Origin of the sequence: Paenibacillus sp. FSL H8-0261 (assembly GCF_045040645.1) — a bacterium.
In the GTDB taxonomy this organism is placed as follows: Bacteria; Bacillota; Bacilli; order Paenibacillales; family Paenibacillaceae; genus Paenibacillus_AQ.
In genome coordinates, this window is sequence record NZ_CP150297.1 from 6,749,253 (window position 1) to 6,772,564 (window position 23,312).

At 41.8% G+C, this 23,312-nt stretch carries 22 protein-coding genes and 1 pseudogene; 12 read left to right on the forward strand and 11 right to left on the reverse strand.

Annotation, left to right across the window (positions count from 1 at the left end; translation table 11 throughout):
• Positions 1-166 precede the first annotated feature (166 nt).
• Positions 167-1,150, forward strand: a complete 984-nt coding sequence (guaC, locus tag MHI27_RS30060) for a GMP reductase (RefSeq protein ID WP_042192907.1) — start codon at positions 167-169, stop codon at positions 1,148-1,150.
• A 191-nt stretch (positions 1,151-1,341) separates the two neighbouring features.
• On the forward strand, positions 1,342-2,232 hold the full coding sequence (locus MHI27_RS30065; protein ID WP_405175290.1) for a diacylglycerol/lipid kinase family protein: 891 nt from the start codon (positions 1,342-1,344) through the stop codon (positions 2,230-2,232).
• Between the two features lie 102 nt (positions 2,233-2,334).
• Here MHI27_RS30065 and MHI27_RS30070 read toward each other — a convergent pair whose 3' ends face one another.
• From MHI27_RS30070 to MHI27_RS30080, 3 genes are all read right to left on the reverse strand, one after another.
• Positions 2,335-3,516 carry a multidrug effflux MFS transporter gene (locus MHI27_RS30070; protein WP_405175291.1) on the reverse strand — a complete coding sequence of 394 codons (1,182 nt, stop codon included), beginning with the start codon at positions 3,514-3,516 and terminating at the stop codon, positions 2,335-2,337.
• Positions 3,517-3,755: 239 nt separating this feature from the next.
• Positions 3,756-4,292, reverse strand: a complete 537-nt coding sequence (locus MHI27_RS30075) for a DUF2798 domain-containing protein (protein ID WP_076284984.1) — start codon at positions 4,290-4,292, stop codon at positions 3,756-3,758.
• Positions 4,289-4,855 (reverse strand): TetR/AcrR family transcriptional regulator, encoded by a 567-nt coding sequence (locus tag MHI27_RS30080; RefSeq protein ID WP_405175292.1) that lies wholly within the window; start codon positions 4,853-4,855, stop codon positions 4,289-4,291. Before MHI27_RS30080 ends, MHI27_RS30075 begins: the two co-directional genes overlap by 4 nt.
• Before the next feature lie 412 nt (positions 4,856-5,267).
• On the opposite strand from MHI27_RS30080, the gene MHI27_RS30085 reads away from it, so the two are divergent.
• Positions 5,268-5,669: a RidA family protein gene (locus MHI27_RS30085; RefSeq protein WP_076298049.1), complete on the forward strand. Its 402-nt coding sequence runs from the start codon at positions 5,268-5,270 to the stop codon at positions 5,667-5,669.
• A 126-nt stretch (positions 5,670-5,795) separates the two neighbouring features.
• On the opposite strand, the gene MHI27_RS30090 is transcribed toward MHI27_RS30085, so the two are convergent.
• Complete coding sequence (locus MHI27_RS30090) at positions 5,796-7,208, reverse strand: sodium:alanine symporter family protein (RefSeq protein ID WP_076284987.1); 1,413 nt, start codon at positions 7,206-7,208, stop codon at positions 5,796-5,798.
• Positions 7,209-7,434: 226 nt separating this feature from the next.
• On the opposite strand from MHI27_RS30090, the pseudogene MHI27_RS30095 reads away from it, so the two are divergent.
• The 4 genes and pseudogenes from MHI27_RS30095 to MHI27_RS30110 all read left to right on the forward strand — a co-directional run.
• A pseudogene (locus tag MHI27_RS30095) lies at positions 7,435-8,973 on the forward strand (catalase); the annotation flags it as partial.
• 140 nt (positions 8,974-9,113) lie between these two features.
• Positions 9,114-10,100: an SDR family NAD(P)-dependent oxidoreductase gene (locus tag MHI27_RS30100; RefSeq protein WP_042192925.1), complete on the forward strand. Its 987-nt coding sequence runs from the start codon at positions 9,114-9,116 to the stop codon at positions 10,098-10,100.
• Positions 10,097-11,203 (forward strand): undecaprenyldiphospho-muramoylpentapeptide beta-N-acetylglucosaminyltransferase, encoded by a 1,107-nt coding sequence (locus MHI27_RS30105; RefSeq protein ID WP_076284989.1) that lies wholly within the window; start codon positions 10,097-10,099, stop codon positions 11,201-11,203. The genes MHI27_RS30100 and MHI27_RS30105 overlap by 4 nt, the downstream gene beginning before the upstream one ends.
• Before the next feature lie 164 nt (positions 11,204-11,367).
• On the forward strand, positions 11,368-11,880 hold the full coding sequence (locus tag MHI27_RS30110) for a DinB family protein (protein WP_076284990.1): 513 nt from the start codon (positions 11,368-11,370) through the stop codon (positions 11,878-11,880).
• Between the two features lie 25 nt (positions 11,881-11,905).
• On the opposite strand, the gene MHI27_RS30115 is transcribed toward MHI27_RS30110, so the two are convergent.
• Entirely contained in the window at positions 11,906-12,493 is a 588-nt protein-coding gene (locus MHI27_RS30115) for an NAD(P)H-dependent oxidoreductase (protein ID WP_076284991.1), read from the reverse strand.
• A 121-nt stretch (positions 12,494-12,614) separates the two neighbouring features.
• Here MHI27_RS30115 and MHI27_RS30120 point away from each other — a divergent pair, with 121 nt between their 5' ends.
• A complete protein-coding gene (locus MHI27_RS30120) occupies positions 12,615-13,052 on the forward strand; it encodes a MarR family winged helix-turn-helix transcriptional regulator (protein ID WP_076284992.1) in 438 nt (145 codons plus the stop codon).
• A gap of 115 nt (positions 13,053-13,167) precedes the next feature.
• On the opposite strand, the gene MHI27_RS30125 is transcribed toward MHI27_RS30120, so the two are convergent.
• The 6 genes from MHI27_RS30125 to MHI27_RS30150 all read right to left on the reverse strand — a co-directional run bounded on the left by MHI27_RS30125 (position 13,168) and on the right by MHI27_RS30150 (position 19,536).
• Positions 13,168-14,049, reverse strand: a complete 882-nt coding sequence (locus MHI27_RS30125; protein ID WP_076284993.1) for an SMI1/KNR4 family protein — start codon at positions 14,047-14,049, stop codon at positions 13,168-13,170.
• Positions 14,050-14,214: 165 nt separating this feature from the next.
• Complete coding sequence (hprK, locus tag MHI27_RS30130; protein WP_405175293.1) at positions 14,215-15,126, reverse strand: HPr(Ser) kinase/phosphatase; 912 nt, start codon at positions 15,124-15,126, stop codon at positions 14,215-14,217.
• Between the two features lie 147 nt (positions 15,127-15,273).
• Complete coding sequence (locus MHI27_RS30135) at positions 15,274-16,632, reverse strand: ABC transporter substrate-binding protein (protein WP_405175294.1); 1,359 nt, start codon at positions 16,630-16,632, stop codon at positions 15,274-15,276.
• A 15-nt stretch (positions 16,633-16,647) separates the two neighbouring features.
• Positions 16,648-17,757, reverse strand: a complete 1,110-nt coding sequence (locus MHI27_RS30140) for an efflux RND transporter periplasmic adaptor subunit (RefSeq protein WP_405175295.1) — start codon at positions 17,755-17,757, stop codon at positions 16,648-16,650.
• Positions 17,758-17,767: 10 nt separating this feature from the next.
• Positions 17,768-18,625 (reverse strand): carbohydrate ABC transporter permease, encoded by an 858-nt coding sequence (locus tag MHI27_RS30145; RefSeq protein ID WP_341146718.1) that lies wholly within the window; start codon positions 18,623-18,625, stop codon positions 17,768-17,770.
• 14 nt (positions 18,626-18,639) lie between these two features.
• A complete protein-coding gene (locus MHI27_RS30150) occupies positions 18,640-19,536 on the reverse strand; it encodes a carbohydrate ABC transporter permease (RefSeq protein WP_405175296.1) in 897 nt (298 codons plus the stop codon).
• Positions 19,537-19,682: 146 nt separating this feature from the next.
• Here MHI27_RS30150 and MHI27_RS30155 point away from each other — a divergent pair, with 146 nt between their 5' ends.
• The 4 genes from MHI27_RS30155 to MHI27_RS30170 all read left to right on the forward strand — a co-directional run bounded on the left by MHI27_RS30155 (position 19,683) and on the right by MHI27_RS30170 (position 23,255).
• Positions 19,683-20,393 carry a response regulator transcription factor gene (locus MHI27_RS30155; protein ID WP_405175297.1) on the forward strand — a complete coding sequence of 237 codons (711 nt, stop codon included), beginning with the start codon at positions 19,683-19,685 and terminating at the stop codon, positions 20,391-20,393.
• 1 nt (position 20,394) lies between these two features.
• On the forward strand, positions 20,395-21,783 hold the full coding sequence (locus MHI27_RS30160) for a HAMP domain-containing sensor histidine kinase (protein WP_341059150.1): 1,389 nt from the start codon (positions 20,395-20,397) through the stop codon (positions 21,781-21,783).
• A gap of 148 nt (positions 21,784-21,931) precedes the next feature.
• On the forward strand, positions 21,932-22,522 hold the full coding sequence (locus MHI27_RS30165; protein ID WP_076285000.1) for a DUF1989 domain-containing protein: 591 nt from the start codon (positions 21,932-21,934) through the stop codon (positions 22,520-22,522).
• 106 nt (positions 22,523-22,628) lie between these two features.
• Positions 22,629-23,255, forward strand: coding sequence for a LysE family transporter (locus tag MHI27_RS30170; protein WP_076285001.1), 627 nt, complete (start codon positions 22,629-22,631; stop codon positions 23,253-23,255).
• Positions 23,256-23,312 lie beyond the last annotated feature (57 nt).

Sequence of the window (23,312 nt, forward strand, 5' to 3'; positions counted from 1 at the left end):
ACTATATGAGTCATAAGCCGTACACCAAATCGTCGTATAATTAAGTCCAATTTACACCATAATGTACTAGAATTTTGACTTCTTGTTCGGAATGCTGTACATTACAAAGTGGACGAACAATAATCAAACCAAAATACTATAATGTTCGCATTTAGAGGTGTATATAATGAAAAAAGTATTCGATTATGAAGATATTCAGTTAATTCCTGCAAAATGTATCGTAAATAGCCGTTCTGAGTGTGATACAACAGTCACCTTAGGTGGTCATACTTTTAAATTACCTGTGGTACCCGCAAATATGCAAACCATCATAGATGAGAAAATCGCCAGCTTCTTAGCCCAAAATGGCTACTTCTACATTATGCATCGTTTTGAACCGGAGAAGCGTACGTCTTTCATCAAGGACATGCACACCCGCGGATTAATCGCATCCATTAGTGTCGGAGTCAAAGAAGAAGAATACGATTTCGTTGAACAATTAGCTAACGAACAGTTGATTCCGGAATTCATTACGATCGATATTGCACATGGTCATTCCGAGGCTGTCATTCGAATGATCAAACATATTAAACAGTATTTACCTGCTAGTTTCGTTATTGCTGGAAACGTGGGAACTCCTGAAGGCGTTAGAGAATTAGAGAACGCTGGGGCCGACGCTACTAAAGTGGGTATTGGACCAGGGAAAGTATGTATCACGAAGATTAAGACAGGATTCGGAACAGGTGGCTGGCAATTAGCCGCACTGCGCTTGTGTGCCAAGGCTGCAAGTAAGCCTATTATCGCTGACGGAGGCATTCGGACACACGGTGATATCGCCAAGTCCATTAGATTTGGTGCTTCCATGGTCATGATCGGTTCCCTATTTGCTGGGCATGAAGAATCTCCTGGTGATACCATCGAGATCGATGGAAAGCTGTATAAAGAGTACTTCGGCTCCGCTTCTGAATACCAAAAAGGTGAAAAGAAGAATGTTGAGGGCAAAAAAATTGTTGTCGAGCACAAAGGTGCTTTAGCAGAAACGTTGAGAGAGATGGAGCAAGATCTTCAGTCCTCGATTTCTTATGCTGGAGGCAATAAATTGGAAGCCATTCGTAAAGTAGATTATGTTATCGTTAAGAATTCCATTTTTAATGGTGACAAGGTCTATTAACAAGCGTTTAAGTGAGAACTATAAGAAAGTATCGTGTGAAACTTATACTTTCTTATATTTTTAAAAAGAGGTGAGTAAGACGACTTAGGTCGTTCTTGCTCACCTTTTTTTAGGTTGTTATGATTTCTGCTATACCACTTTGGGGTAATCATCTAATAGGCTATTAGATTGAACAAGAGAGGATAATCCCTATGCGGCAAGCTATGATTATTATTAACCCCTCATCTGGTAAAGAAGAAGCTGGTGAATATGTCAGATATGCAGAAAGAGTTCTAGCTGATCAAGGCTACTTGGTTACGATTAAGGAGACGGCAAAAGAACTAGATGCAACTCGTTATTGTATCACTGCCTGTGAGGAGTGTTACGATCTAGTCGTCTCCATTGGCGGGGATGGCACGCTTCACGAGACCATTAATGGTCTTATGAATCAGAAACAACACCCAAAGTTAGGTGTAGTCCCTTTAGGAACGGTTAATGATTTTGCCCGCGCGTTACAGATTCCATTGAATCCCGAAATAGCCATTCAAACCCTTGCTTCCTCTAACATAAAGACAGTAGATATTGGTTGCTTGAATGACCGCTTATTCGGAAATGTTGTTGCTGTAGGTTCAATCGCCGGATCATTATCCTCCGTATCAATCGAAGAGAAAACCAAGCTCGGCTCATTGGCATATTTGAAAGAAGGCCTAAAACAACTTACAAGCACTTCCCCCCACCCTCTTGTCATTCATTATGATGAGAAGACATGGCAAGGCGATTCCCCGCTTTTTCTCGCCGTGTTAACCAACTCCGTTGGCGGATTCGAGAATCTGATACCTGATGCTGCGGTTGACGATGGTCTGCTTCACTGTTTTATTATTCAAGACCTCAGTATACTCAATACCATTACAGCCAGTATTTCTTTACTACTTGGCAGCCTTAAGGATCATAAAGACGTTGTCTATTTCACGACCCAAAATGTGACTGTGAGCTCTCCAGAAGCCGTAAGAACCAATGTGGATGGTGAAGAAGGTCCGATTTTACCAATTACGCTAAGTGTTCTCCCTCGTCATATCCAAGTCATTGTGCCGGAAGTAGACTAACAAATAAAAAGCAGTCCGGAACTCAAAAAGTTCCAGACTGCCATTCATTTATGGATACCCCGTTCCATATCTCCTTCTAATCAAATAACTAAGAAGTAAATTCTATTCCGCTACAATAAACTTTTTACTTAATAACCACATTCCGCCGCTAATCCCTAAGAAATAGATGGGCATCGTCAGTAATGAACCATTATGCAGGGCGCTCATTCCCCATGTCGCCAAACTAACTAATAAGTAATATCCCAAACTGAAGATCGCACCTGCTGTTCCCACAACATCCTGAAAATTGACAAGCGCAAGACTTAGACAATTAGGTAAAGCGATACCGGCCCCCATTAACATGACAAAAAGGGTTATTAGAATGCATACCATCAACATCATATTCGGCAACGAGACAAGGCTGCTTACGATTGTTAATAGCAAAGCCCCACTGGTCATCACTAAACAGCCGATGTGAATTATTTTTTCTGCGGCATAGAGACTCAATAATCTCTTGGACATCATTGCTCCCACTATCGATGCCAAAGCCACAACAATGCCTAAAAAACCATATACTCCCGGTGAAATGTTAAAGTGTTCAATAAATATAAAGGGTGCTTCCGCATAGTAGCTAAATAAAACTCCATTGATGCCCCCGATCAGTAACCCAAACACTAGTACACGTGGCAATGAGAGCATTCTTTTAACGATAGGTAGAATAGCCACCTTTTTTCTCACGGAAACATCAGTCGTTTCTGGCAGCTTCCAAAAAGCATACACAAATAACAACACACTCATCATCACTAATGTAAAGAAAACCGCTCGAAAACCAAAAGCTTGATCCACCCATCCGCCAATAAGCGGCCCTACTGCTGGAGTAAAAGCGATCACCGCCGAGATTTGGGCAAACATGGCATGCCGCTTATTCCCGGATACACTCTCCCGAAGAATGGTTTGCGTAATGATAGAGCCAGTTGCTGCTCCAAATGCTTGAATGAAACGGCTGACCAGAAGTAGAGTAATGGATTCCGAGTAAAAACACATCAAGCTTCCAATACCATATACAATGAGGCCACCCAGCATGGCAGGTCTCCGTCCGATGAAATCAGAGAGCCAACCCCAACACAAAACACCTAAAGCAAATCCGATAAAATATATACTTAATGTTAACTGTACAGAACTATTAGAGACCCCAAGTGCTACCGCAATATCCGGCAACGATGGAGTGTAGATCGTCTCACTAATTTGCGGAAAAGCCACAAGAACAATCATTAGCAGTAAAGATGGTGCTGCATATTTTTTCATATTAAATTCGCCCTCCTACAAGCTTATATCCTCGAACAACAACAAGAATATGAGCCTAGCTAGGGAAATGGGGGCATCATTATGGCAAGACGACTATAGATCATCATGTTCGATATTACCTTTCATTGTTAAGTTTTCTTTGTTATATAGGAGGGTTTCAATGATTCAACTAAAATATCATTATATACGGTAATAGAAAAGCTCTCAAACGAAACGCTTCGCCTGAGAGCATATTTATGTTATGAGTTTTGTTCCGATAATCCATTTACAGTTATACCAGCGGCGCTGGACTTCTTTTTATCCTGAGAAGCATGCAGCTTTACCATCACAAATCGTGCAAAAGGTTGGATCACTATACTTTCAGCGATCAGTACAATTAGGAAATTTCTTGGCCAATTCGCTAAGAAGTGATTAAACGTTTCAGAACTCAATCCGTTTCCGATGATGTCTCCAATAAAGGTCATCACAAATGACATTCCTAGTACGGTGAAAAGAATACGAAATAGAATTTTGGCGTTGAAGCTATCGCTAGGTTGTGTGAATTTAGCTGTCAGCTTTTCTGCGATACGCCCAATAACAACAGGCTCTATAATCATAACAATGACCCAAATGATCGGAAACACCTTAAGGATCGATAAAGCAACTTCCCCATTAAATTCTCCAACCGCTAAAATGATATTTAATGAAGACATAAACAGAACGGTTAGTGTACAAATAATTGCACCGTATAATGCGCCCTCTTTACCGTTTCTCGGTAATCTTGTTTCTAGATTCATGATGTTCTTCCTTTCAAAATTGTCGGTAATAGTTTCGCAATAGTCTTTAAAGGTGCAGTAGATCGCTGTGTTTGACACAGCATGATCGCACCCTCAATCGAGGTTGTCATCAGTAAAGAAATATCAGAAGCTAGTTCATTCGAGAAGCCTTCAGTTGCAAGCTTCGTGTAGTAAATAGCCTGAATGTTCTCATAAAGTGAGTTACATGCTTGGCGAACAGGCTCACTGACCGTAGCCATTTCACTGACAATACTGCTAAATGTATAGCCTGTAAGCTTGCCCTCGGTTTCCAAGTTGTGAATTAACTTATTAAGCATGAATTGCGTGGCCTCTTGTGTAGAAGAATGCTTTTTGAAAATGTCCTCCATATCTATTGTTATTGCTTCCTTTAGGCTTTTTAGACAAGCAATTAATAGCTCTTCTTTTCCATTTGGAAAATGATGATAGAGCGCTCCTTTGGTAACATCACAAGCTTTTAAAATTTCACTAACGCCTACACTCTTATAACCTTTTTGTTGAAAAAGGAGTGTCGCCTTCTCAATCATTAGTGATTTTGTATCCATAATTACGTATTCCCCCTAACATACCAACCGGTCTGTTTGTAATTATAACAATATAATATCCGTTAATGTAAGTTCTTTTTACTTTTTCCCAAAAAAAGCATTGAAGTTTTCATAAAATACAGCAAAAAAAGATCCTTGTCATGTTGTGCCGGAGGAGGCAAAGTTGCCGTCCCACATGGATTAATGTTATCATTCTGATGAAGTTATCTTACTTTAAATATGAAGGAGGAATACCTGATGAAAAAGAGATCCCTAAAATATTTATCTTTTGGTATTGGGTATTCTACTGCTGTTTTTTTCTAGAATTAATGATTGATAGGATAAGTCTGTCAAAAATTAAAACTAAAAAACAGTGGAGATATATAACCTAGCTATCGTTATGTATCTTCTATTTAAAGGAGACTTCATAAAAATGAACTTAAATAATCATGTGATCACAAGATATAATCCAGAAAATATTGCGAAACCCGTTGGTAACTACAGTCATGTAACAAAAATAAGCAGAAACGCTGAAATGTATGTATTTTCTGGTCAAATTGGAATCGATCAAAACAGTAATATCCCTACAGATTTTAATCAACAAGTAACAAACACGATGAGTAATATTGTGGAAGTCCTCTCTTCTCAAAAGTTGACTCCCGATAACGTAATCAAAATCAACATTTGGGCCACAGAAGAAATCGATTGGGATCATTTCTATGGAATTTGGAATAAAGTATTCGGGATGACGCCTCCTTCAATGACCATTGCTTATGTTAAAGGATTAGGTTTACCTGAATTGAAAATTGAATTAGATGTTTGGGCTGCAGGATAAACTATATTAAGCAGGACTAATTTAAAATACTGTACGCAAAACGAGCCTTAGAAGCAATTCTAAAGGCTCGTTTTTGTAATCTGACAGCAAAAAGAGCTCAGTCTCCTGAGCCCTTCAAATACATTTCTATCTTTTTATATCTGAAGAATTGTCCCAACCTTCAACGTTCTCGAGCCCCGGAATGCTGTCTTTATAGAAAACAGGATCCTTCCCTTCACGTTTCTGCTTTTTATAATCCTTCAAGGCGGCAAAGGCCACTTTAGATAATAGCAGGATGGCAATCAAATTCACGATAACCATGAAGCCCATAAATAAGTCGGCCAAATCCCATACCAATTGAACCTTTGCTACGGAACCAAAAATAATCATTGCCAAAACACTGTATCTATAGAATAGTAATACCTTTTTGTTGGAATTCAAAAATTCTATATTGGTTTCACCGTAATAATAATTTCCAATTAACGTGCTGAAAGCAAACAAAAAAATCATAATCGCTAGTGATCCGGATGCCCACGAACCAATATGCTCGCTTAATGCGGCTTGTGTCAGCTTGATTCCGTCCAGCCCTGGCTGCTTATAGGCATCAGACAACAAGATAATGAACGCCGTACTCGAACAAATAAGTAACGTATCTGTGAGTACGCCTAGCGCTTGCATTAGCCCTTGCTTCACCGGATGACTCGTAGTTGCCGTTGCCGCAGCATTAGGCGCACTACCCATACCCGCTTCGTTAGAGAACAAACCACGCTTCACGCCCTGTAGAATTACTGCACCAAGAGAGCCACCAGCGACTTGTTCAAATCCGAAGGCACTTTTCACAATGAGTGCGAAAACTCCTGGGAGTTCTGTAATATTAATCAGCATAATAATAAGAGCAGCCCCAATGTAGATTCCTGCCATTACCACTACAATATATTCGGACATTCTTGCGATACGCTTAACACCGCCAAAGATAACCAGTGCAAAGGCAGCAGCCATTACAAGCCCAAGAATGGCCCGATTGGTGCCAAATGAATTCTCAAAGGCCACTGTGACCGTATTCGATTGGACCGCGTTAAATACAAGCCCGAAGGATAATGTAATCAGAACCGCGAATATCGCACCCATCCAGCGCTTGTTCAGGCCTTTCTCCATATAATAGGCAGGCCCACCGCGAAATCCGGTCTTATCCTTCACTTTATATACCTGTGCCAAAGTGCTTTCTATAAAACCGGACGCTGATCCAATAATGGCAATCACCCACATCCAGAAAATAGCCCCTGGACCACCTATGGCAATAGCAATTGCGATTCCCGTTATATTACCTGTCCCTACCCTCGCCGCCATACTAATGCAGAAGGCCTGGAAGGATGAAATACTATCTTTTGACCTTTCATTGGATCCTTTAAGAACCCGAAACATTTCTTTGAACATACCAAACTGTACAAATTTCGATCTTACGGTGAAATAAAGTCCACAAGCAATAAGAAGGATCACCAATATTTTCGACCACAAAAAATCATTTGTTACGCTAATCATACTATCTAAAAATTGTTGCATGTAATTCCGCCTCTCCATTCTGTCGATACCAAGTTGCTAAGCTTATAACACATAGTATTTTCAAATATAACAGTCATTATTTCAAATGCCAATAAAAATTGTAACTTTCATAACATCTCTTGTCAGTGGGTTTCGCATACTTTTCAGAATTCTGGTAGAAAATACTATTCATATCTGAAAAGAGGTGGAGCTTTGCCATATGGATAAGGAAAAAGAAGATATGATTTTAACGGATCGACAAGGTCATCCCATTACAGATAATCAAAATATACGAACGGTAGGGAATCGGGGGCCATCGACGCTCGAAAACTACCACTTTATCGAGAAAATATCTCATTTTGATCGAGAGCGTATTCCGGAACGTGTTGTGCATGCTAGGGGTGCAGGAGCCCACGGGTATTTTGAAGCTTATGGAAAAGTAGGCGATGAACCCGTCTCGAAGTATACGCGGGCTAAGCTTTTTCAAGAAGCAGGCAAAAAAACACCTGTATTCGTAAGGTTTTCAACAGTGGTTCATGGCATGTACTCTCCGGAGACCTTTCGTGATCCACGTGGCTTCGCCACAAAGTTCTATACAGAGGATGGAAACTGGGACTTGGTCGGAAACAATCTGAAGATTTTCTTTATCCGTGATCCGCTGAAATTTCCTGACATGGTTCATGCTTTCAAGCCAGATCCCGTGACCAATCTGCAAAACCCAGAGCGGATGTTTGATTTCGTATCGAACTCTCCTGAAGCTACTCATATGATTACATTCCTGTTCTCTCCTTGGGGGATTCCAGCCAACTATCGGCAGATGCAGGGGTCTGGAGTTAATACCTATAAATGGGTGAATGAAAACGGCGAAGCCGTCTTAATCAAATACCATTGGGAGCCGCTGAAACATGGCATTAAGAATCTAACTCAGCAAGCCGCTGAGGATATACAAGCCAAAAACGTCAGCCATGCTACGCAGGATCTATATGAGGCTATTGCGCGCAAGGATTACCCTGAATGGGAGCTTTGTGTGCAAATCCTGAGTGACGATGAGCATCCTGAGCTCGATTTTGATCCACTCGATCCTACTAAGCTTTGGGATCATGAACGTTTTCCATTTTTACCTGTAGGGAAGATGGTTCTGGATCGAAACCCAGACAATTATTTTGCCGAGGTCGAACAGGTCGCTTTCGGGACTGGAGTTCTAGTAGACGGTCTGGATTTCTCGGATGACAAGCTGCTGCAAGGCCGGACGTTCTCCTATTCGGATACTCAGCGGCACCGGGTGGGCGCCAACTACATTCAATTACCGATCAATGCTCCAAAGACAAGGGTAGCGACGAATCAGCGGGATGGGCAAATGACTTATCATGTGGATAAGGCGCCTGAGCAAAACCCACATGTGAATTACGAACCTTCCTCGCTTGGCGGGTTAAAGGAGGCAGCTCCTTCTGGCAAAGACCATCAACCGATGTATAATGACAGACTAGTTCGCGAGAAAATCAATCGTACAAATGACTTCGGGCAAGCTGGAGATACCTATCGCAAGTTCGAGGATTGGGAACGGGATGAATTGATTCATAACCTGGTCGATGCACTGAAAATATGTGCGCCTGTAATTCAAAATAATATGATCGAACACTTCACAAAAGCTGATCCAGACTACGGTCGTCGAGTGGCTGAAGGTCTTGCTCAAGCCAAAGCCGACCACAAGCATCTAGGTACTTCAGATAATCGAGAAGGCGCGGAAATTGCAGAGCAATCCGGTAAACAAACCGATGGCTATTAGAAGTTAAATGAAGGGTTAAGGGACCTGTTATAAGGGTTCTTTAACCTTTTTTTGATTTTGAGAGCTTTCGCTTTGCCATATTCACGTAACATATGAACACTATGATTATTGTGTAGCTAAGATCATAGGAGGAACAAACCGTGCAAAATACAACCATATTAATTACCGGTGGAACCGGATCTTGGGGACGACAACTCGTAAAACGGTTATTGGAAAGAGACCCAAAAGAAATCAGAATATTTTCCCGCAATGAGTCACTTCAAGTAGAACTACAACAGGAATATCATCATAATCCCAAACTAACGTTCATCATCGGTGATATACGTGATAAGCAAGAACTGATGCAAGCTTGCCATCAGGTAGATTATATCTATCATTTAGCGGCCTTGAAGCATGTTCCGATCTGCGAACAACAACCAGACAGTGCGATGAAGACTAACGTACTCGGAACTCAGCATGTGATTCAAGCCGCTATTAAACATGGCGTAAAAAAAGTAGTCTATGTCTCAACCGATAAAGCAGCGCAACCATCGAGCACCTACGGAATGACAAAATCACTCGGTGAAAAGCTAATGGTCCATGCCAATCTCAGACAAACCAAAACTCAGTTTGTATGTGTGAGAAGTGGCAATGTACTTGGCTCAACGGGTAGCGTGGTGCCTATTTTCAAACAAAGTATTGTGGATGGAGTAGACATTTCCCTTACAGATGCTAGAATGACTCGTTTTTTCTTAACCATAGATGATGCAATTACCCTACTCCTTAAAGCAACAGAAGAAAGCAGAGGCGGAGAAGTCTTTGTGACCAAAATGCCTGCTTGCAGCATTAAGGATCTTGCCCAGGTCTTAATTGACGACTTATCAACTAGCACGATCCAAATCAAGGAAACGGGGATACGTCCCGGTGAAAGCTTAAGTGAGGCCCTGATATCGGAATTTGAGAGTGCTTCTTCTATTCATCTGGATGATCACTATTATGTGATTCTTCCTCCTTTTCCTATAGAAGGTTTACAAGAAGCCTATGCCTCTTGCCCGCCTGTGGACTTCCAGAGCTATGATTCGAATCATGTGTTGATGAGCAAACCTGCGATAAAAGAAATGTTACAACAAGGTGGGTTTCTAGCATGAGTACCTCGATCGTATTTACAGGTGGAGGCTCCGCTGGACATGTATCCGGCAACCTCGTGTTGATCCCTAAGTGTTTAGCAGAGGATTGGGACGTCCATTATATAGGCTCCGAACAAGGAATTGAGCGTAAGCTTTTGTCTGACTACAAGGAGGAAGTGACCTACCATCCCATTTCCACAGGGAAATTGAGACGCTATTTCGATTGGAAGAATGTGACCGATGTATTCAAAATCATGAAGGGCATCTTTCAATCTTACCGACTCCTACGAACCATCAAACCAAGTGTGATTTTTTCTAAAGGTGGATTTGTTTCTGTACCGGTCGTGATTGGAGCCAAACTTAACAAAGTGCCCATCATTATTTATGAACCAGACTTAAATCTTGGACTAGCTAACAAAATATCACTTCCGTTTGCCACTCATCTGTGTACAAATTTTCTGGATACTGTAACCAAATCTGCTTCTCTCAAGGCCGTTCATGCGGGACCGCTCTTGAAGGAGCAATTCAAATTAGCTGATAAACAACGTGGTTTAGCCTTTTGCGGATTCACCTCTGCTAAGCCTGTTCTTCTTATTATGGGAGGAAGCCAAGGGGCACACAGCATTAACCAAATGGTGAACAATGTACTCGCTGAGTTGATAAATAAATTTCAAGTGGTTCATATTTGCGGGGAGGGAAAGGTTGATTATCACCTCTCGATGTCAGGCTACAAATCGTATGAATTCATTACAAGCTGTGAGCTGCCGCATTTATTAGCTATGGCGGATGTTGTCGTATCCCGTGCAGGCTCAAATTCTATGATGGAGCTTCTTTCTATGCAAAAGCCAATGTTATTAATTCCCCACACGAATGGTGGCAGCCGCTCTGGTCAACTTGCCCAAGCGCAGTATTTTCAACAAACTGGACTCGCTGAAATGTTACTTGAAGAAGAGATGACTAATCAAACCTTTGTTCATTCGATCATGACGCTATACGAGAACCGCTCTACTTACAATGATAAGATGAAGCCTTATGAGAACGGCAGAGGAGCCTATAAGGTAATGAATTTAATCAAACAAGTAAGCGGCGAGGACTTAACAATGATCAAGGCAGGTACGGTTTAGATGGGAATGAAGCTAGCGAATTGGTTACTCCTCTGCTTTATCGCTGTCGTCTGTATTTTGGTTTATTTTGGACAAAGGATCCTATAATATACATCTCTAAATTGTACCGAACATTTTTGGAATGGGTATAATTAAAGCATCTATAATCTTAGGGGGAGAAACTCATGGAGAAACATCCGACGTTAGAAATGTATGACTACAATGTATGGGCTAATCAAACGATCATCCATCGCTTAAAGGAGTTGCCTAAAGACATTTATCATAAGGATATCCAGAGCGGTTTTTCTTCGGTAGCGAAGGTTGTGACGCATATTTATGTCGTGGAGAACATTTGGTTTGACTTGATTGTAGGGCGAACTAGGAATGAAGCTAAAGCATCAGCTGCCCAATTAGAGCCCTTATTAGCTATAAAAGATATTGAAGAAATGGATGTCCTCTATCGTGAGCTAACCAGCAAAAATAAAATGGTGCTGGCTAGTCAAATAGATAAGGACCCCACCGTTGTGTTAGATCATCCAACTATGGGATCACTTGAGACATCCATTTCCGGGGCTATCTTCCACATCGTAAACCATGGCAGCTATCACCGTGGAAATATCGGGACTATGCTGCGACAAATGGACCACACCTCAGTGCTGCAGGATTATGTCGCCTATCTTTATAACGAGTCCAAATGATCATCGAGCTATTATCTTTGAGGCATCAATTAGCTACAGATTTAAAATATTGGTAGACCTGATTTAGCTTTTTGTCATGTTTACCTTTTGGACTCTCCATATTCCCAAACTCGAAAAACTTCACTTTTTTCATACCGCAATATTGAAATAATGCTTTTCTCATCAGTACCTTATGGGAATTGTTTAACCAATATAAAGGATAAAGGGTTGGCCCCTTCATGCTGGAAATACAAACTACTGACTTCCCTTTCAGCAGCCCCTCCGGGATAAGACCGCCCTTTTCTCTATAAGCAAAATTAGAGGCAAACATTTGATCAATATAACCGAGTAGCATGGCGGGAGGCCGGCCCCACCAGATCGGATACACAAACACAATTTTGTCGGCCTGACGAATCTGCTCACGATATTTCTCAAACTTGGGATCGATATGCATGTCTCTTCTACGTTTATTTTCGTTAAAGACCAGCACCGGATCAAATTCCTCTTCATATAGATCAAGCACCTCGATGTTCGTGATCGTTCGATTTTCATTACTTCCTTGAATGACCTTATTGAGAAAAGCATAACTTAAACTTTTATGATTCGGATGAGTATAGATGACTAAAACGTTCATTGCTCCACCTCTTTAATTATCATTTGATAACAAAATCGTATCATAACCTTCATTTAGTTGTCAAATGATAATTGTATTATGATAATTATTTTGTTAAAGTTTACACTAAGAGGTGATCGTTATGGACAAAGAAGCGTTTTTTCATAAATTAGTGACCTTTACGACGGCAGTCCATGAAGTAACATTCGACTTAACCAAAGATGTTAGACCGGAAGGTATTACGCCCGTTCAATATAGTATTCTGGAGTATATTGCGGTCAGCCAGCCTGTTACTCTCAGTCAAATTAGTGATTGTAAGAATATCTCTATGCCGAACACGAGCCGTGAGCTCAAGAAATTAACAGAAAAGAATCTTTGCGAAAAGCTGGATGTCGCAGAAGATCGGCGTAAACAAATGATTCGGTTGTCTGACGCTGGACAAGCGATGATGAACAAAGCTTTTGGGCAGATCGGCGAACGTTTCCTGGACCGGATCAAGGATTCTTCTACTGAAGAACTAGAAGAAATCAACCGAGCACTCGATGTGCTTCAGTCCAAGGTGTTTAATAGTGACAATTGAGCAGATTAAAAAACAGAGCAGCAGCCTCCATTATAGGAGAACCGTTGCTCTGTTTTTTTCGGTCGTTTATTTGGCTGATTTATCAGCCCCACATTCAGCTAAATCGCCGAATCCACTATTTCACCAGTCCGCCGATAAAGGACTCAAAATTGTCAGCCAAGCGTGTGATCTTGTATTTGTTATCACGATCAACATGAATAACCTCGGGTTCGCCATCATTTCCAAACTCGCGGTAATCCAGCATGATTACTTCATTCTCAGAAGGACAATCACAAATCACCACACCAACCTCAGGATAACGTCCATTTTCAATCACAGTCCGGCTGCCTGAAGCTCCACACAGCGACTTATTCTTATCTCGTCCAATTCCAAGGATCCCTGAAATCGTAATAAATTCTTCTGTTCCCGGAATTGGGTACCGAGTGTTATGAGGAATTCCCCCATTATGTAGCTTCATCATTTCAACGTAGTATTTTGGCAGCTTAAAAACCAGCTCTTCTTCTACTGAAGCAATCATTGCATCTGTAGGCGGTTCAGAGATATATTCTGAGAACGCATACTCGCTGTCATCCCAAAAATTGGTGGAGTCGATCGCTACTATAGGCTTCTTTGCGGGTTTATTCAGAGGCTTTTTCGCAGCTTTCTTAGCCAATTTACGTTTGATCCATCCCAAAAACTCCAAAGTGTCCTCATCATCAGGCTCTAGCTCGTCTGCAATTGTAAATGCTTTTAAAGCTTCATCATACCGCTTGAGATAATAATAGGAAACTCCGATACGGTAATGCCAGAGTGGGTCACCTTCGCCCTCTTCTTCAATGCTCAAATACTGCTCTAAAGCTTCTTCATATTGCCCGAGATTATTAAGCGCTCTGCCCAAATGACTAGTTAGAACATAATCTCTTTCCTCTTCAGGAATTTCCGTTATTGCATCCACGATTTCTTGAAATTCGTCCTCTTCATGCCACGCATCCAATTTTTCCAATAGCTCATCACTCATCATTAATACCTCCTATTAACGATCACTCAAAATACCTATTAGAAATTATACCATTTATAGCCTATGCCCAGCCAATCACGCATCAAAGGGCAAAATTTAGTTAAAAAACAGACCCCAGAGCTCTTCTGCGGCCTGTTTACCTATAAAGAAATTTATGGGTACCCTTCATTGCTTGTCTTCGATCCTTTGCATGAACTCTTCAACGGCACTATAGCCAAGCTGCTTCAGATACCAGTTGTTGGCGGCCGCTTCGATTAGGCCGGCTACGTCGCGGCCGGGCTGAAGCTGGATTTCAATATGCGGAATTTGGACGCCAAGATAGTCTGTGAACTTCGGTTCAAGTTCGAGCTCATTATTCAAAGAATTCTCTCGCCAAGGAGACAACTCGATGTCGAGCACAATTCGCGTTTCATCCTGAAAGGCTCTACGCCCGTACTGGCGCACAACGTTAATCAGACCGATACTGCGCAGCGCTAGGAACTCGCGGGTCGTCTCGTTATGTGTGCCGAGAAGAGTTGCTGGTCCCAGCTTCTTCAGCACCACGATATCATCTGCTACAAACCGATGGCCTCTTCTAATGAGCGTATGCGCGGTTTCGCTTTTACCAATCCCCGACTTGCCCCTGAGTAGAACGCCTATGCCGGACACATTTACACACACCCCATGAATTGAAAGCTCTGGCGCCAGCGCCTTCATCAGATAAGTGTCAATCTTTGCGATAATCTCTGTCGTGGTTTCCTGCGTACGAAGCAGCGGGATACCTTCTTCTTCGCAGAAAAGAGTTAAATAGGGAATCTCCTGCTGACCTGTCGTCACAATAAAACATGGTGGATGATAGTTGACGATATTACCAATATGTAACTTACGCTCTTCAACGCTTAGGGTTAACAGATAGTTGATTTCCTTGCAGCCCAATATTTGCACCCGCTTCGTTGGGAAAAAATCAAAGTAACCCACAAACTCAAGTCCAGGTCTATGCGTCTTTGAACGAGTGATTTCACGATCCATGCAGCTAGCACCTGCTAGCACTTCCAGCTTAAACGTTTCCGTAAGGCTTTGAACGGTAGTCGATTTCAAGGTTGTTCTCCTCCTGTGGCTGCGTATCTTGAATACGCAATACGGTTACCGGGATATATTCAACGACAAATGGGATGATTCCTGCAAAATAAACAAAAGACGTTCAATCACCGTTAAATGATTAAACGCCTTACGAATAGGACCTATTTACTCGTTAATGTAAGTGTTGACTCGGTTTTGAATCAGCTTGCTGACGTCTTCAGCGGTTTTCTGACCACTCATATATGAATCAAACTCTTCAATTGCAATTGAAACGACCTTATGATCACTAGATAAATTCCTGCTTGCACCATCTAGAAGCTGATGTAATTCTTGGATTTTGCTTTCTACAGTCTCAGTATCAAACTTCTGTTCTAGAAGAGGTAGTGTTCCCGCTACTGCCTGCTGCTTAGCATCATTAAGCTGTTTCTCCACAGCTCCCTTATGCATCGCAAACCCTTGTACGACTGATGAAGATTGCATTTCCTCGGAAAGCATGAACTTAATAAAGTTCCAAGCTTCATCTTGAACCTTAGATTTGCTGTTAATACCTAAAGTGAAATATGACTTAAATGAAGTTCCACTATATTTTCCATTTACTGTTGGCTTTTGATATATTTTAAGCTTTGGATCAAGGACTTGGGACAGGCCTCCTATTGGATCGAAAAGGTTAGCATTGTTGAACAAGGTTTTGGTATAGTCGTACGTAAAATCATTACTAAGTACGCCCTCATCATACATCGATTTGATTTGCTTCATCATATCTCGAAACAGATCGGAATCGAAATTCGCTTGACCTTGATCAATGAGCTTATCATAATTAGCTTCTATATACTCCGCTAACATTTGAATCGGGAATAGATTAACAAATGCGAAATAATCCTCACCAACTTTTCCCTTAAGCTTCTTGGAAATATCTTTAAACTCATCCCATGTCCATGTCTGATCATCGATTTTAATGTTAGCTTGTTCTAACAACTCTGTATTCCCAGTTAGCGCGTCGATGACAAATGAGAATGGCATTGCATACAAACCATTACCATCTTGGGAGCCCTCAAAAATATTCTGATAGTACTGATTTCGATCAAAGTCAGCATCCTTATCCATCAGATCATAGAAATTAGTCAGCATGTTCTTGGCGACATATTTGTCCTGTGGTAGATCGTTCATTACGATCATGTCCGCCCCTTTGCCAGACATCATCTGTGTGCTCACTGTTTGTATATACTTCTCAACATCGCCCTTTGAGAATGCTTCTCCTGATTGACTCATTCCATCTTCATTCGTTTGGGGTCTAGCTAGATACTCTTTGATATCAATTTGTATATCTGGACGAATTTTTTTGTATTGCTTAACCGCCTCCTCTAAATAAGGAGTTACCGCCATAGTCGCAATCTCAATCTTCTTGCCATCCTGACCTGATTGTTCATTAGATGTTCCTTCTGTACCTGATCCCACGCTGCTGCTAGAGCATCCCGATAATACGACTATCATTGCTAATAAGGCCAATACCCATCTTCTATTCAAATTCATTCATCCCCTTCAATATACTCGGATTCTATTACCTTCTTGTAATGGTTCACTTGATTCAATAATGATCTCATCATCAGGACTTAACCCGCTCACAGCTACAACCTCATCCTCTGTTGAATCACCTGTTATAATGTAAGCCTTGCGTGCATTAAACGTATTGCCGAGTGAGCTTTTCTTCTCCTCAACTACAAAGACATAGCTCCCTGTTGTATCTTTATGAACCCATTTTTTTGGTAACACATAACCTTTTTCATTTGACTCCTTCTTTATATCTAGACTGACTTGTTCGCCGCCTTTAATACCATCATCGGAGACAGAAACGACAACCTGATAACTGGATTTATCGGATGAATCTTCTTCACTGCTCTCTTGGGATGCAGCTTTAATCTCTTCAATTACACCGTTAACCAGTGTATTGTCTTTCGCCAATCGAACAGAAACCTTAGATCCAATCTCGAATAATGCCGTATTATCCGACTCGATAGCAAATGAAAATTCGAAGCCCTTGCCACTATCCAGTAAGGTCAGGATTGTCCCCCCTTGTGAAGCAGCCATGCTATCCTCTGCTGTAATCTTTGTGATTTTGCCATCAAAAGGGGCTGTCAGCGTTTGTTTATCCACTTTTTCTTTACGCAGCTTATTCAATTTTTTTTGCGCCAGTTCAAGATCCATATTATCCAGCTCAAGAGCTCGCTCAGCCTTGGCAATCACTTGCTCATCACCACCTATCAATGCATTGAGCATATCCTCCTCAAGAATCTCCCGATTTAGCTTTTGTTTCTTAAGCGCCGTTTCCTCTTGGTCTATCTGATCATCCTGATCTGAGCTGTCGAATGTCACGAGCTTTTGACCCTTCTTAACCTCAGCATTCTCTTTTACATGAACCTTCACAATTTTAGAGCCAGCCTCATTCAATAAATCCACCTGCTTTCGAGGTGTTAAGACTCCACTCCCTCTAACCTGATGAACTAATGATTTCGAGGTAAGTTTCTCCGTAACTACTTTGGGCAGCGTCATCGTTTCGAGTGTGCTGCTAAAGAAAGTCAAACCAGCCAATATCGCAAAGAACAATACAAACAAAGCAGCCGTTAATCGTTGTCGCTTAGATGTGCTTGTCATCTCATTTCCCCTATCCTTTAATTCCAGAAAGCTCTATGCCCTCAATAAAATACCGTTCCGCCAAAAGAAACAAGAGAATCATAGGCGTCATATACAAGACCGCAGCCGCAAAGGATACCCCAAGCGCATCTTCCTGTAGACGAGATAGAAAAATGGACAAGGGCTGCAAATTGGCATCCTGCAGAAAGATCAGGGGCTGCTCCACCATATTCCAGTAATCTGCAAACAGCAGAACAACAAGCGCTGCCATGCCGGGTTTCACCATAGGCAGGACAATCCTGATAAAGGATCGAAAATAGCCCGCCCCATCCATTTGGGCTGCTTCCATATATGCCGTTGGAATTTGGAGCATAAATTGTCTGAGCAGGAACACACCAAACGCCGCAAATATCCCTGGTAAAATAATGGAACTTGGACTATTAATCAGCCCTAGTCGATCGGACATGATATAGTTCGGCACAAGCGTGACCTGGAACGGCATGAGCATCGTGATCAGATACACAATAAATAAAGGCTCTCTGCCAGGAAATCGCAGCTTGGCAAATGCAAATGCCGCTAATGTTGCCACCACGACCTGGCCTATAATGATTGGAAACACCATAAATACAGAATTCCAAAACATACGAAGAAATTGCGAGGTTGAAATAAGCACCTTATAAAATTGCTCCAGCGAAACCCAATCTGGAACCAGCTTCAAATTCACAAAGTCATTCATCTGTGTATTACCTAACATGCCGTAATTCAGCATAATTTCCTTCTCCGTCATCAAGGAGCTTACCATTGTGAGCACAACTGGAAATAGCATTACCAACGCGATTACGGCTAAGAAAATAGTAAGTAGCAGTGTTCTTATCTGTTTCTTGTTCATCTACACCCCTCCCTTTACTCCATAAATGAACGGAACTTATGTTCAACTCGGAAGAGCATCAACACAATGACTAAAATGCAGAGCACCATTAAGAAAGCTGCAGCCGACAGCTTCTGAATATCGAGCGATAAGAACATATTGTTCATATAGTGCTGAAGCATATAGATACTGTCATGTGGATAGTCACCCGCAACTAAATAGATTTCCCGAAATACCTTAAATGAGTTCAGAATTGACATCAGCATCACTAAAAATCCTGTCGGTATTAAATAAATCAAGGTGATCTGGTGCTTACGAGCCCAGCTTGCACCTTCCAGGTTTGCTATCTCATAATATTGATCTGGGATATTTTGCAGTCCAGCCAAGAATAGAACCACATTATAGCCAATGTTTTTCCATACATAGATAAAAATAATGACCCCTTGCGCCCATTCTGATTTCATCCAATCGATCCGCTCCATTCCAATCCACTCTAATGCATGATTGAAAAAACCATTCCAGTCGAATAGGATCTGCCATACGAGCACAATTGATGCTACTGGAACAACCAGTGGCAGTACATAAGAGGTACGCAGCCAATTCCGAAGGTAGACTCGTTTGTTAAGCAGCATGGCAAGAGCAAGTGACAACAGAATAAGGATCGGAACACCAATTATTGTGAACCAGAATGTATTCCCTGCCGCCTTTTGAAAGGACGAGCTAGCTAATAGGCTCTGATAATTGGCAAACGATAACCCTGCCTCACCACTTGGATTCTCAAATGAAAATACAACACTTTGACCAAACGGAATCAAATAAAATAGCGCAAACCCGATCAAACTCGGAGCAAGAAAGCAGAACGCCACAAGAATCTCCTTGCGAGCCAAATATGAAATTCTCACAGCCTCAACCTCCTTTCGAGCTTGTTCCATACAAGCAACATGTTTACCGTACAAATAACTATTCTATAGATCAGCTTCGGTATTAATTTGGAGCAATTGTGGAAAAAGTATGGAAAAGCCCGCTTGAAAGGACAAGTTTGTTAGAATAATAGATGTATTGGTCAGGAGGTCTGTTGATGAAGAACTATCAAATCGCAATCGTTGAAGATGATTGTCATATAAGAGATATCGTTGAGAATTATTTACAGAAGGAAGGCTATAGCACCCTATCGTTAGGTTCAGCAGAAGAAGCGCTCATGTTATGGAACACAGAGCGCCCGGATATGTGGATTCTAGACATCATGCTTCCAGGTATGAATGGCTATGAATTCTGCAAACAAATTCGTAAGGAAGCCGAAGTTCCTATTATTATGATCTCTGCTCGTGATGAGGAAGTAGATAAGATACTTGGACTTGAGCTTGGAAGCGATGATTATTTAACTAAGCCTTTCAGCCCACGTGAGCTGGTCGCACGAGTAAATCGTTTATTCCATCGGCTTAACTGCCTTACAGAAAGATCAGAACAGAGTATAGTCTCTTCTAAATCAAACAACCTCATCATCGATGAGCTTCGTCTAGTATTAGATAGTCGTCTGGTTTACTGGAGGTCTAAAGAAATTGAAATGACGGTGAAGGAATTTTCATTGCTTCATACCTTAGCAGCGCAACCGAATCGAGCTTTTTCTCGCAATGAGTTGTTAACATTAGTGTGGGGGGATGACTATTTCGGTAGCGATCGGGCAATTGACGATTTAGTCAAAAGACTTCGTCGTAAAATGGAAGACCTGCCTCTTGAAACCGTTTGGGGCTATGGTTATCGAATGCGCGTGGATGGAGTGAAGACATAACATGAAACTAATCTATAAGCTTCATTTATCATTTGGAATATTACTGGTATGCGTACTCGTGCTTACAGCTACATTCGTTTATCCTCTACTAATGGACACACTAATCAATAATCAAAGAGAAGAGCTAAGATCACAAGGCAGTGCAATGATGGAGTTGGTCAATTCGTTACCTGTTCAAGACCTAACACCTTCTCAGTCAGCAGCAGCTATCGTACAGCCGGCTCAAGAAATTAATAGATCCGTCGATGCGTTACTCATAGAGCCGAATCGTAATATATTATTTAGTACAATGACTGAAGCGCAGACACAGACATGGCTACCGCTCATTGAACAGCATTCAAGTCACAATCAGCAGGATTTATGGGAAAATGGACAGGAGAAATATATTGTTGAGACCTTAACTTCTAATCCACAGAATCTTGATCCAACTAGTGCTGTAACCGCAGCCACCCTTGTCTTGTCTACACCGCTAAGCAAAGTAAAATCATATCAATCAGAGCTTTTTACAAGAATGATGTTCATTATGGTGATTGGGGGCACTATTGCCTTTGGCCTAAGTTTATTTATTACCAAACGTCTCGTTACTCCTCTTGAGAAATTAAAGCTTGAGCTCAAAAAAGTTGAAAAACGCCAATTCGATGAGGTGCAGCTCATTCAAACTGGCGGGGAAATTGGTGAGGTAGCCCAAAGTGTCCATCATCTCGCAGGAGAACTTAAACAATACCATCATGCTCAAAGACAATTTTTCCAGAATGCTTCTCATGAACTTAAGACCCCACTAATGACGATTCAAGGTTATGCAGAGGGAATACGAGATGGTATTTTCACCGGGGATCGTGCTGACAATGGTCTTGATGTCATCTCAAGTGAATGTGAACGACTTAAGGGAATTGTTACAGAGATGATCTTGTTAGCCAAGCTTGAAAGTGAAGATGGTATTTTTGATCAAGAAGAAGTGTCAGTAGAACAATTAATCGATAAAACCGCCGATCGAATACGTCCATTAGCTATAAATGAGGAAGTTGACATCAAAGTAAAGTACGAAGTGGATAACCCGAGAAAACTTCATATTCATGGAGATTCGGAAAAACTATTACAAGCAGTACTAAATATTATGAGCAATGCGATCAGGCATGCATCACAAGCCGTGGATATAGAAATTTCGGAGCAGGATGGACAAGTGCAGATCGATGTCATAGATGATGGTCAAGGTATTCCTGATCAATTACTGCCTCAGCTATTTCAGCGTTTTATTAAAGGTAAGAATGGAGAAACGGGACTTGGACTCGCCATTTCACGTGCAATTGTTGAACGGTGCGACGGTACTATATCCGCTCATAACGGAGAGCATGGTGGAGCTATCTTTCGAATGAGTTTTCCTTCAAAATAAATGTCATTCTGATCCTCAAAGACTGTCATCGAATTGAATGCAAACTCTTTCTATGATGCCGCCAGACAGCTCTATACTTTGTATGACTTTTTTAGCAAAGAGCCATACTAACCCTCACAGACTATGACTATCCCGAAGGAGAGTACTGATGAGCGAACAACAATGGCTGATTCCAGCAACCAAGGGATTGGGCTTCAAGTTGGACAAAGGGCAGATCGTCCGGGTAACCGATGTAGAAGGAGAGCAAGTAGCAGATTTCGCTGCTTATAACGCCGTTCGCCCTAATGAGCGAATTGACCCTGGTGTGACGATAGATGCTCTAGGCAAGATGAATGTGCTTCCGGGGGACATCCTCTATTCCAATCAATACAGACCACTGCTTACGATTATTAAGGATACTGTGGGCCGCCATGATTTCATTAACTCTGCCTGTCGTCCCGAGATGTATGAGGTGCTGTATAACAAAAAGAATCACGCCAGCTGCTACAATAACCTGAATGAGGCGCTGGAGGAGTTTGGCCTGCCCGCTCCCGATCAGCATTATCCGTTTAATCTTTTTATGAATACTGTCATTGATCCTTCTGGAAAAGTCAGCGTGGAGCGACCGCTTTCTAAAGCTGGGGATTATATTGAGTTGCGGGCTGAGATGGATCTGATCATTGCCATATCGGCTTGTCCCTGCTCCGAAAGTGTCTGCAACGGGTATAAATGTACACCGATTGCCGTGGAGATCCTTTAGAGTATGTCGCAAAGAGGTTCGTGCCAAATGGCTCGTCTTCTAACTTACCTACTTCTTGAATAGAATGACTTGTACAAGTTAACATCTCATTCAAGGAGCGATGACCATGAATAGCTTTTTAACCTATATCGTACTCGGAATTTCGTTATCTGCACCGATTGGTCCCATCAATGCAGCCCAGCTCGACCGGGGAGCGCGGATGGGATTTTTCCAATCCTGGATGATCGGACTGGGGGCTATGTGTGCGGATTTAGTGTATATGCTACTCATTTACTTTGGACTAGCCCACTTTCTGAATACCCCGTTTATGAAAACCTTCCTGTGGACATTCGGCAGCTTCGTTCTCCTTTATACCGGAATTGACACCTTAAAAAATATCAATGCCGTGCCTGGATCCGCCTCACGAGGTGCACAGACCGGCACTAGCGCCTTCCGTTCAGGCTTTTTGATGGCACTAATGAACCCACTCAGCATTCTGTTCTGGTTAGGTATCTACGGCTCCATTCTGGCCAAAAGCATAGAAAATCAACATTTCGATCAGGTGCTGTGGAACAGCATGGGTATTTTTGTCGGCATCCTACTCTGGGATGTGGTGATGGCGATGCTGTCTAGCTTCTTTCATCGGTTCACCGGCCCTTCTATGCTCCGGTTCATTTCCCTTGCCGCGGGGATTTGCCTTCTTGGTTTTGGCATCTACTTCGGTTCTCAGGCATTTATACAGTTGTTTGGCTAATAGGTTCAACCAGCAAGAGCTTTCCTAGGCCTTCACCCATCTCCCTCCCTTCGCATA